Here is a 6,666-nt window from a genome sequence, read left to right as displayed (position 1 = left end):
GGCATAAAGCGAGATCTCCCCAGATAAGAGCACTGGCCTTCCCTGCACGACCGCCGGATCTACGCCACCGACCTTCGGTCACAAGAGCTTCACGGTCACTGGCCCGCTCGCCCTGGTCGGCATCGCCTTCTATCCGGTTTCTGTTCGTCGGCCTGCAGGTTCGTTCCCCGCTTCCTTCAGCGCTCCCCTCACGGTCGGCACCTTGCGGTTCCCTTGGGTCCCTGTGACCAAGTTCCCGGAGGACTTCCACCTCCAAGTCAGTGCCCATGCTGGGCGTACCAGCAAGACGGGCCCGGGGGGTTCCCCCGGGCCCGTCGATCGGTGGCGCCGCGCCTACCGGTACTGCCGCCGCAGCGTGCCCCACGTGGAGGCGGCCACCCGAGTGGTTCTCAGGTAGGTGTAGGTCACGGTCACCGCGCAGCCGGCCGCCGTGGTGACGATGTTCCGGTTGTTCTCTCCGACGCTCGAAAGCGAGGCGAAGCCGGTGGCGCGGCAGGGCAACGAGACGTTACCCAGCCCGCTGAACATGGAGATGTCCGCCCCGCCCACCAGGATCGCGGAGGCGGTGCCCACCGCCACCACCGGGCCCAGGGTCACCCCCGAGGTGCCGGCGTAGTCCAGCCAGCCGTCGAAGACTCCCACGGAGGCGGTGCGCTCCACCGCGGCGGATGCGGAGACGATTCCGGAGTTGTCGGGGCGCAGCACCTGCACCACCGCCCGGGAGGAGTCCCGCATGCTCGCCCCGGCGATGGACGACAGGTTCTCGAACATGAAGCCGGCCACCAGGCTGTCGCGCACCGAGACCGTGACGCTCTGCAGCACTCCCATGGCCGGGTTGAACCGCGGGATTTCCACGGCGTACGCCCAGCTGGTGGTCTGGACCGGGAGCGTGGCGCTGTAGCTCAGCGTGAATGCCCGGACAGGGGCAGCCACGGCGCCCGCGGCGAGGCAGGCGAGCGCGAGAATGTGCGCATGACCGGATCTCATGGCGCCCCTGGTGCCCCCCGTGGTGAGGTTTCACAGCAACAGAACAAGTAAGTATACAACAGGTTATCGAATCGGCACGCATGCGTCAAACTCCCCCCGGCGGTGGGAGAGCCCGCCCGGCGCCCGCGGGCCGCAACGGAGGGAACTTCCCGCGAGCCGCCAACCCGTTCAAGTGGGAGCATTTCGAGGAGGTTGCCCCTCCCCGTCGGGTCTGCTAATTTCGTGCGACATTGCATACCGCCGTCGTTTCCGGCCCGCCCGGCGCCACGCCGCCCGGACCCGCCGGGGCGGCACGTGGACGCGGCGGGCCGCCCGTGCACGGGGAAACCGGCGCGCGCGTCCCGGGGCCAGGGTCAGGGGAGATCGAATGGCGCAGAATCACTTTCTGGTGGTCGGAGGCGGTCTGGCGGGGCTGATGGCCACCATCAAGCTGGCCGAAGCCGGGCACACGGTGGACCTCGTCTCGGTGGTGCCGGTGAAGCGCAGCCACTCCGTGTGCGCGCAGGGCGGCATCAACGGGGCCGTGAACATCAAGGGTGAGAACGACTCGCCCGAAATCCACTTCGTGGACACCTGCCGCGGCGGCGACTTCCTGGCCCACCAGCCGCTGTGCAAGGGCATGTGCTACGCGGCGCCCGGGATCATCTACCTGCTGGACCGCATGGGAGTGATGTTCAACCGCACTCCCGAGGGCAACCTGGACTTCCGCCGCTTTGGCGGCACCCTGTACAACCGCACCGCCTTCGCGGGCGCCACCACCGGCCAGCAGATGCTCTACGCGCTGGACGAGCAGGTGCGCCGACACGAGGCCGCCGGCCTGGTGCGCAAGTTCGAGCACCACGAGTACCTGGGCATGGTGCGCGACGATTCCGGGACGTGCCGCGGCGCCGTGGTGCTGGACCAGCGCAGCATGAAGATCGAGGCCCTCACCGCCGACGCCACCATGCTGGCCACCGGCGGCCCGGGCATGCTCTTTGGCCGCTCCACCAACTCGGTCATCAACACCGGCTCCGCCGCCGCCTCGGCGTTCCTCGAGGGGGCGGTGTACGCCAACGGCGAGTTCATCCAGGTTCACCCCACCGCCATCCCGGGCGAGGACAAGCTGCGCCTGATGTCCGAGAGCGCCCGCGGCGAGGGCGGCCGGGTGTGGGTGCCGCGCAAGAAGGGCGACCCCCGCCCGCCGCGCGAGATTCCCGAGGCCGAGCGGTGGTACTTCCTGGAAGAGAAGTATCCCCGCTACCGCAACCTGGTGCCCCGCGACGTGGCCTCGCGCGAGATCTTCCACGTCTGCTTCGACCTGGGCCTGGGAGTGGGCGCGGGCATGCAGGTCTACCTCGACCTCACGCACATTGACGCGCCGACGCTGCGCCGCAAGCTGGGCGGCATCCTGGAAATCTACGAGAAGTTCATGGGCGAGGATCCCACCCGGGAGCCGATGAAGATCTTTCCGGCGGTACACTACTCCATGGGCGGCCTGTGGATCGACTACGAGGCCGGGGCGGACGGAATGGTGCGCACGGACAGCCCGCGCAACCACCAGACCAGCGTGGCGGGCCTGTTCGCCTCGGGCGAGGTGGACTACCAGTACCATGGCGCCAACCGCCTGGGGGCCAACTCCCTGCTGTCGTGCGTGTACGGCGGCGACCTGGGCGCCCGCGGCATGATGAGCTACGCGGCCGCCGCGAAGGCCGGGCACAGGGAAACCCCGGCGGCGGCCCGGGAGGGCGCGGTTTCCAAGTGGACGAAGCGCTACGCCGAGCTGGGCCGGATGCAGGGCGGCGAGAACCCGTACTCCCTGCACCGCGAGCTGGGCGAGTGGATGAACAAGAACGTGACCATCGTGCGCCACAACGACAGGCTGCGCGAGACCGACGCCCACATCCTGGAGCTCATGGAGCGGTTCCGGAAGGTGAACGTGCTGGACGCCGCGGGCTGGGCCAACCAGTCGCTGTCGTTCGTGAACCAGCTGTGGCACATGCTGGAGCTCGGGCGCGTGGTGACCCAGGGCGCGCTGCGGCGCGACGAGAGCCGCGGCGCCCACTACAAGCCCGAGTTCGACAAGCGCGACGACGTCAACTGGTCGAAGACCACGCTGGCGACCTGGAGCGCGTCGGGCCCGCAGTTCGAGTACGAGCCGGTGGACCTCAGCATGGTCCAGCCGGTCGCGCGCAAGTACGATTAGCGGGGAAAGGAGCGCAGGACGTGAGCACGGCCACGGTAGACTTCCGCATTCAGCGCCGCGATTCCGCCGGATCGCCCCCCCGCTGGGAGGAGTTCCGGGTACCGCTGGTGCCGGGCATGAACGTGATCTCCGCGCTTATGGAGATCCGCCGCAACCCGGTCACCAGGGCGGGCTTGCCCACCACACCCCCGGTGTGGGAGTGCAGCTGCCTCGAAGAGGTGTGCGGCGCCTGCACCATGGTCATCAACGGCGTGCCGCGGCAGTCCTGTTCCGCGCTGGTGGAGAGCCTGAAGCAGCCCATCGAGCTGCGCCCGCTGAGCAAGTTCCCGGTGATCCGCGACCTGGCGGTGGACCGCTCGAAGATGTTCTCCGCGCTGAAGCGGGTGAAGGCCTGGATCCCCATCGACGGCACCTACGACCTGGGGCCGGGGCCGCGCCTGAGCGCGGCGCAGCAGGAGTACGCCTACCTCTACGCGCGCTGCATGACCTGCGGCTGCTGCATGGAGGCCTGCCCGCAGTACCACGAGGGCAGCGACTTCATCGGCCCGGCGCCGATGGCGCAGGTGGAGCTGTTCAACACCCACCCCACCGGGGCCATGAACCGCGCCGAGCGGCTGGACCAGATCCTGGGACCGGGCGGAATCAGCGACTGCGGCAAGGCGGAGAACTGCGTGCGGGTGTGCCCCAAGGAGATCCCGCTCACCGACGCCCTGGCCAACCTCTACCGGGCGTCCACGGGTCACTGGCTCAGGAGTCTGTTCCGGAAGTGACCCCGGCGAGGACCTCGGGCAGCAACCTGGTGAAGGCCGAGCGCGTCCAAACTTTGTCCACCCCGGCCTTGACGGCGGCTTCCCGCAGGTCCATGCGAACGTGGGGCAGGAACCCGATGATTTCCACGACATCCTTCAGCGGGCCGGACTTGATCCGGGTCGTCTCCCCCAGCGGGTCCAGGGCGGGATCCTGCAAGTCCAGCACCAGCACGCACGGCTGGTGCAGCGCGCACAGGCGGGACAGCGAATCGCCCGCCTGCGCGAGCACCGGCTCGGGAATGCCCGAGGCGGCCGCGCAGGCCTCGACGCGGCCCACGAAGAAGATGTCGGTGATGCCCAGGACCACCCTGCGGGCTCGCGCGCTGCTCACTCGTACCTCCCTCGGTGACGGTTCCCCGGGACCCCGTGTCGCGGGACACCCGTATCCGCCAGTTCAACGCCTCCGGGCCCTGGCGTCAAGCACGCTCGCGGCGCTCGCCCTGCTGGCCTCGGCCGCGCCCGCGCCGGCGCTGGAGATCTACAACAGCGAAGAGCAGCGCATGCAGCGCCTGGCCGGATTCAGTGACGTGGCGCTGCTGGCCACCGTGGCCCAGATTGACACGTTTTCGATGGCCGACCCGGTGGGCGAGCGCATGCTGGCCACCCGCGTCACGCTCCAGGTGGAACGTCAGTTCATGGGCCCTGCGGTCTCCGCCCCCTTGCTCATCGGCGGGCCGGATGTGCTGGCCACCAAGAACGAGAACAACCCGATCCTGGACCCGTTCACCTACATCACCCGGGACACCGGGATCCGCCCCGGGGCCCGCGGGATCTACATGCTCCGGGTGGACCCCAGGAATCGCCTCCTGCAGCTCGTTCCGGGCGGCGTGTTCGAAGTGAAGAACGACACCATCGTGGTGGAATCACGCTGGGGCGGCCGGCGCTGGGCGAAGAATGTCGCCAAGCCGCTGGTGGACGAGGGTGTGGACGTGGGCGCGCACATCCAGGTGGACGACGTCGCCCGCTGGCTGGAGCTGCTCCAGCAGCGCCGGCTGATGGGCCTGGAGCAGCGCCGGGCCACGTTCGTCGCCGAGGCGGTGCTCCTGGGGTACATGCCGCTGTGCAACCTCCCCCCCGACGTACGCTGCTTCCGCATGGGTGTGACGCGCGTCTTCCAGGTGGACCGGGACTCGCTGGCCCGCTGCGACACCCCGCGCGACGCCAGCCCGTTCCAGGACACCGACGTGGCCCAGGGCTACGTGGTCGGCGCCCAGCTCGGACAGCCCATCAAAGTGATGCTGCCGGGGTACTTCGTGGACTGGATCGGCCAGCGCGTGCTGCTGCTGCTCGAGCCCGGTCCCGCCGGCTCGAACATCTGGATCCCCGCCTACGACGGATTCGGCGCGCAGCCGGTGCAGGGCGACGCGCTGGTCCGCACCGCTCTCAAGTACACGCCGTGAGTCCCGCCCGGGGCGTCTCCCCCCGGGCCGCCACCGGGTTCCGGCGCGCGCTCCACTCCTGGTATCGCCGGCATCATCGCCCGCTCCCGTGGCGCGGGACCCGCGATCCCTACTCAGTGTGGGTCTCCGAGGTCCTGCTGCAGCAGACGCGGGTGAGCACCGTGCTGGAGCGCTACCCTGCATTCCTGGAGGCCTTCCCCGACATCGCTTCCCTGGCGCGCGCCCCGGAGTCCCGGGTGCTGGCCGCGTGGTCGGGGCTGGGCTACTACCGGCGCGCGCGCATGCTGCACCGCGCCGCGCGGCTGCTGCGGGACCAGCACGCGGGCCGCTTCCCCGGGGAATTCGAGGCCATCGCGGCACTGCCCGGCGTGGGGCGCAGCACGGCCGGCGCCATCTACTCCATCGCCTTCGACCGCCCCGCGCCCATCCTCGACGGAAATGTGGCGCGGGTGCTGCAGCGCCTGCACGCCGCACCCGGCGGCGGCGCGCCCGCCCCGGCGCGGCTCTGGGCCATGGCGGAGGCGCTGCTGCCCGCACGCAGCGGCCACGTGCACAGCCAGGCGATGATGGAACTGGGGGCGATGGTATGCACCCCCCTCGCGCCGCGCTGCGGGGATTGTCCGGTGGCCCGCTGGTGCGGCGCGCGCGCCCACGGCCTGCAGCAGCGCGTGCCGGCGCCGCGTCCCCGCGCGAAGGGCGTCGCGGTGGACGAACACGCCGCGGTGGCGTGGCGGGGATCGAAGCTGGTGCTGGAGCGACGGCCGCAGGGCGGACAGCTGGACGGGCTGGTAGGACTGCCGCTGGCCGGATCGCGCACGGCGCTGCTCGGGCGACTGGGGCGCGGCGCGCGCGTGAGCGGGGAGCTGCCCATGGTGCGCCACTCGATCCTCAACCGGCGCATGCGCACGTTTGTCTGGGAGGCGGAGCTGCCGACCGGAGCGCGGCTGGCACCGGGACTCGAGACCTTCACACCGGCGCGCATCTTCGAACAACCCCTGGATGGGACTGCGCGGAAGGTGCTGCGGGCGCGGCTGGAGGCGGAACGCCCGCGTCAGTAAGTAGATAGCTGCACTCGCGAATCCAAAGGCCCCCCGTGGCCGCTCCGGCACGATCCGGGCGCCCGAGTCACGAGCCCCCCGGGATACACCTCCGTCTCCCCGGCGATACGCGAACGGCGCCGCGGCGCGCGGTTCCCCGCCGTCGCGCCCGCACCCGCCATCGCACAAGCGGCACCGGCCCATCGCGTTGGAGGCCACGCCCGCAAGCCATCCCGTCTCTGGCACGGCCC

General features: G+C 70.4%; 6 protein-coding genes. 4 read left to right on the top strand and 2 right to left on the bottom strand.

Features of this window, described 5'->3' with window-relative positions; all coding sequences use genetic code 11:
- Positions 1 to 333: 333 nt before the first annotated feature.
- Positions 334 to 987, bottom strand: a complete 654-nt coding sequence (locus HZB25_13165; GenBank protein MBI5838182.1) for a choice-of-anchor E domain-containing protein — start codon at positions 985 to 987, stop codon at positions 334 to 336.
- A gap of 367 nt (positions 988 to 1,354) precedes the next feature.
- Here HZB25_13165 and sdhA point away from each other — a divergent pair, with 367 nt between their 5' ends.
- Together sdhA and sdhB are read left to right on the top strand one after the other, a co-directional pair.
- On the top strand, positions 1,355 to 3,169 hold the full coding sequence (gene sdhA / locus HZB25_13160) for a succinate dehydrogenase flavoprotein subunit (GenBank protein MBI5838181.1): 1,815 nt from the start codon (positions 1,355 to 1,357) through the stop codon (positions 3,167 to 3,169).
- A 20-nt stretch (positions 3,170 to 3,189) separates the two neighbouring features.
- Positions 3,190 to 3,939 carry a succinate dehydrogenase iron-sulfur subunit gene (gene sdhB / locus HZB25_13155; GenBank protein MBI5838180.1) on the top strand — a complete coding sequence of 250 codons (750 nt, stop codon included), beginning with the start codon at positions 3,190 to 3,192 and terminating at the stop codon, positions 3,937 to 3,939.
- Here the strand turns inward: sdhB and HZB25_13150 are convergent.
- The gene (locus HZB25_13150; GenBank protein MBI5838179.1) at positions 3,917 to 4,309 is read right to left on the bottom strand and encodes a hypothetical protein; all 393 of its coding nucleotides are present in this window, start codon (positions 4,307 to 4,309) and stop codon (positions 3,917 to 3,919) included. The two genes, sdhB and HZB25_13150, sit on opposite strands and share 23 nt — an antisense overlap.
- Between HZB25_13150 and HZB25_13145 the strand changes: the two genes are divergently transcribed.
- The gene (locus HZB25_13145) at positions 4,272 to 5,378 is read left to right on the top strand and encodes a hypothetical protein (GenBank protein MBI5838178.1); all 1,107 of its coding nucleotides are present in this window, start codon (positions 4,272 to 4,274) and stop codon (positions 5,376 to 5,378) included. The two genes, HZB25_13150 and HZB25_13145, sit on opposite strands and share 38 nt — an antisense overlap.
- Positions 5,375 to 6,436 (top strand): A/G-specific adenine glycosylase, encoded by a 1,062-nt coding sequence (locus HZB25_13140; protein ID MBI5838177.1) that lies wholly within the window; start codon positions 5,375 to 5,377, stop codon positions 6,434 to 6,436. Before HZB25_13145 ends, HZB25_13140 begins: the two co-directional genes overlap by 4 nt.
- The last annotated feature ends 230 nt before the right edge of the window (positions 6,437 to 6,666 follow it).

Source organism: Candidatus Eisenbacteria bacterium, from assembly GCA_016235265.1.
Classification (GTDB): Bacteria; Eisenbacteria; RBG-16-71-46; order RBG-16-71-46; family JACRLI01; genus JACRLI01.
The sequence above is the reverse complement of the archived record's forward strand: the minus strand, read 5'-3'. Positions and strand labels throughout refer to the sequence as shown.